Here is a 3,463-nt window from a genome sequence, read left to right as displayed (position 1 = left end):
GCCAGCACCAGCCCTCGACCCCACCGACGGCGGCGGAGCCGGGCGAAGGCCAGCCGGCGGACCGTGCCGGCGGGTAGGAAGCCCGGTGTCCCGGACGGGAGGATGCGGCGGTGGGAGGCGGCGGTCACGGCCTAGCCCCCGACGATCTGCTTGAGGATCTCGACGACGACCGGCGCGAGCGCGGCCAGCCCGTAACCCCAGCCGGCGTTGCGGAAGGAGTCCTTGGCCTTGCCGACCTCGCTCGGCTCGCCGTTGGAGATCAGGTAGCGCACGCCGCCGATCGAGAGGAACACCGTCGCCAGCAGCGCCAGAATCCCCATGATCCAGTTGCGGATGTTGTTCAGGACCGTGTTCAGGTCCGGCGCCACGGGCGCTCCTGGGGGGACCGTCGCGGCGAACGCCGCCGCGCCGCCAGCCAGGACGAACACGCCCACGACAGCGACGAGCAGGACCGTGCGGCGCCACGCGACCCGCCGGCCCGAACGCGAGGGGCGGGCCTGGGTTGGCGAGGCCGGGATCATGCCGGCACCCCCGTGACCGCCAACAACCCTGCCGGGTCAGGCGCCGTGGCAGGCGTCGCGCTGCGGGTCGGTGGGCCGGGCGTCCGGGATGGCGGCTCGCCATCGCTCGCCTGCGGTCCGTGGCCAGTGAGGTAGGCGAGTAGACGCTGTTCAGCTCGGTCGCGCAGCCGGTAGGCGGTGCGCACCGGGGTGGCATGGCGGGCGGCCCAGGCGGCGACCGAGACGTGATCGAGCCGGGTCGCCGCGACGAGGGCAGCCTCGGTCTCGGTCAGGACCCCGTCCGCGACCGCGCCCGCGAGGACCTCATACGGACCGTCCGCCTGGGTCTGGGCAACGGTGCGGGTGAGGAACAGGCCAGGGTCGGGATGGGGGGTTTCCAGCGACTGGGTGAGCAGGTCCAGGCCGGCGCGGTAGGCGGCCCAGCGCAGCCGCACCGCGATCCGCGGCAGATCCAGGCGGATCGTGGCCAGCGCGGACAGGAAGCCGGTCAGGACCTCGGCCTGCACATCGGCCGGGTCAAGGTCGCTGTGCTCGCCGAGCCGGGAAGCCACCGCCCGCAGCGCTGGCAGCGCCATCCCGGCGGCGCCGACCGTCCACGCGCCGCCACGGGCGCGGGCGCGGCGGATCACCGCCTTCCAGGCCGTGTCGCTGGTGGCCTGCGGGCAGGAACGGGCCAAAAGCCGGTCGCGCAGCTCGTCCAACGCCACCAGCCGGTCGGGCAGGCCGGGCACCGGTGTGCCGTCCAGGGCGAGCGGGTCGGGGTCGGTGACCAGGAGCGCGAAGCAGTCCCGCAGGGTTGTCAGAGGCAATGCCGGCGCGTTCGTGCCGGCGCTTCGTGCAGGAAGGGAGGACGTTTCGTCGGACATGGTTCGCCGTCCTTCGGGCGTCGCGGAGTTCGGACAGCTCCAAGGACGCCACATCAAAGACAGCGAAAAGACAGCGCGATCACCCAGCGAATGCACAGCAAAGATCGCTGTGCATTCGGAACAATCACAGCGGGACGGTGCAAGGCGTTCCACACGCCCCCAGCTCCGCCGCATGCCAGCAGCTGGCCCGGACCTGACAGCGGGCCTCTGACCTGGTGCGCTGTGACACCACAGCGCCCTGCCGGTGATCGCTGGCACGTGCCCAGCGATCACCAATCGGCGCTCACTGGCACCGGCGAGAAAAATCTTGAAAAAAGTTATCCGGGCCACTCGCCGGGGTGCTGCCAGCGGGATGACAGCGATCAATAGTCCGGTCGGACTAGACCCTGCACAGCGGGAAAAATCTTGGAAAAAGTCGTGGGGGTGGTGGCAAAAAACGGCACAGCAGCCGGTCTCCTTTTACGACCGCGGAAACACGCCCGTCGTGAAAGGCAGGACCACCAGTGCCCACCCCATCCGACTCCGACCGCACCACCCTGCCGGTCGTCCCGGCGGGCCGGCCGGCGACCGTCTGGCCGTGCCCGCCAGCCACCCCCGACCAGACCTCGGCCGGCTGGCTTCCGGCCGCCGTGGAACGCCTCGTCGTCACCGTCACCCGGCCCGACGACCCGGTCCTGCTGCTGACCGAGCCGCCCCCGGGGCAGCCCGCCCGGCCGGCCGAGCCCGGCGACGACGAGCCGGGCGAGCGACTCGCCGACTGCGCCGGTACCGTCGCCCGACTCGGACGGCCCGTCCAGGTCCGGACCGCGCCCGCCGACGCGTCGCCGGGATGGACCGGGTCCGCCTACGGACCGGACCTCGCGGCCGGTCGCGGTCCGGACCCCGACCGCTTCGGGATGGTCGTCACAGTCGTGGAACCGACCCGGCTCGGCTGGTTCACCCGCATCGACTGGGGCACTCTACTCGCCATCGGCGGCACGCTCGCCGTCGTCAGCCGCGCCGACAGCCTCGGCGGCTGGCTCATCGACCCCACCGTCGAGCTGGCCACCGCGGCGGGCCGCGGCGGGCTCGCGCTGCTCGACCGCATCGTCCTGCTGGAGATCCCGCTGGACCGGCTCGACCGGCCCGCCGCGCCCATCCCCGCCGGAGTCGTCGCCCAGCGGGTGCACTCCGACCTGCTGCTGTTCTCGGCCGTAAACCCAGCGGTGCCGCCGGCGTGGAGCACAGCCCGATGACCAGCGACCCCGAGACGTCGCGCAGCGACCCACGGTGGGCGACGGTCTGGCCAACCAGCCGGCACAGCCTCACCACCCCGCCGGCCGACCGTCCGACGGCCCTTCCGCGTCCCCCACACACGGGCGCGGCGGTGTCAGCGGCGGTCGCCGCCCACGCGATCGCGGTCTACAGCCGGCCCGGAGACACGGTGTGCGACCCGAACTGCGGGCCGGGGACCGTCGTCGCCGAAGCCGTCCACGCCCGCCGCCACGCCATCGGCATCACCACCGACCCCGACCAGTGGGAGACCGCCCGCACCACGCTCACCCTGGCGAAGGCCCGCGGCGCCCGCGGCGACGGGATGATCCTCGACGAGATCCCCGACGGATGGTCCTGGACCGGACTCGGACCGATCGACCTGGTCCTGACCGCGATCGGACCACCCGACCCCGCCGAGCCGGCCCCGGTCGGAGACCGGCTGCGCGCACGGCTAACCGCCTACCGGGCCCTGCCCCAGCCCGGCGGGCACCTCGTCGTCATCACCGCCTACCACATCGACGGCGGGGTGGACCTGGCCAGCCAGATAGCCGCCGCCGGCCGGGACACCGGCTGGCAGCCGGTCCAGCGCGCCGTCGCGCTCACCGCCGTCCCCAACACCCGGGCACCGCGGGCCGCCCGGACGGGCTGGCCCGCGCCTACCCGGTCCATCAGGACGTGATCGTGTTCCGTGCCGAGGACGGGCGCGCCCGACACCGGCGCCCGCCGGACCCGCCGCCGCTCCCACCAGCGCCGCCCGCCGCCCTCGACACGCCGCACCGCCCGGCCGCCTAGCCCATCTGCCGGCCGGGCCCGTGCACTCCC

Annotated in this window: 4 protein-coding genes; 2 read left to right on the top strand and 2 right to left on the bottom strand. The window is 73.6% G+C overall.

The window, feature by feature from the left end:
• Nucleotides 1–131 precede the first annotated feature (131 nt).
• The gene (locus tag AC08OP_RS22915) at nucleotides 132–521 is read right to left on the bottom strand and encodes a pilin (protein ID WP_476616064.1); all 390 of its coding nucleotides are present in this window, start codon (nucleotides 519–521) and stop codon (nucleotides 132–134) included.
• Nucleotides 518–1,330, bottom strand: coding sequence for a hypothetical protein (locus AC08OP_RS22910; RefSeq protein WP_476616063.1), 813 nt, complete (start codon nucleotides 1,328–1,330; stop codon nucleotides 518–520). The genes AC08OP_RS22915 and AC08OP_RS22910 overlap by 4 nt, the downstream gene beginning before the upstream one ends.
• 560 nt (nucleotides 1,331–1,890) lie before the next feature.
• On the opposite strand from AC08OP_RS22910, the gene AC08OP_RS22905 reads away from it, so the two are divergent.
• Together AC08OP_RS22905 and AC08OP_RS22900 are read left to right on the top strand one after the other, a co-directional pair.
• The gene (locus tag AC08OP_RS22905; RefSeq protein ID WP_476616062.1) at nucleotides 1,891–2,622 is read left to right on the top strand and encodes a hypothetical protein; all 732 of its coding nucleotides are present in this window, start codon (nucleotides 1,891–1,893) and stop codon (nucleotides 2,620–2,622) included.
• Nucleotides 2,619–3,320 (top strand): DNA methyltransferase, encoded by a 702-nt coding sequence (locus AC08OP_RS22900; RefSeq protein WP_476616061.1) that lies wholly within the window; start codon nucleotides 2,619–2,621, stop codon nucleotides 3,318–3,320. Before AC08OP_RS22905 ends, AC08OP_RS22900 begins: the two co-directional genes overlap by 4 nt.
• Nucleotides 3,321–3,463 lie beyond the last annotated feature (143 nt).

The sequence above is a fragment of the Frankia sp. CeRuru1 genome, from assembly GCF_977966315.1.
The sequence above is the reverse complement of the archived record's forward strand: the minus strand, read 5'-3'. Positions and strand labels throughout refer to the sequence as shown.

Coding starts and splice junctions, on each gene's coding strand:
- AC08OP_RS22915 (WP_476616064.1), bottom strand. CDS start 521: ATGATCCCGGCCTCGCCAACCCAGGCCCGCCCCTCGCGTTCGGGCCGG.
- AC08OP_RS22900 (WP_476616061.1), top strand. CDS start 2,619: ATGACCAGCGACCCCGAGACGTCGCGCAGCGACCCACGGTGGGCGACG.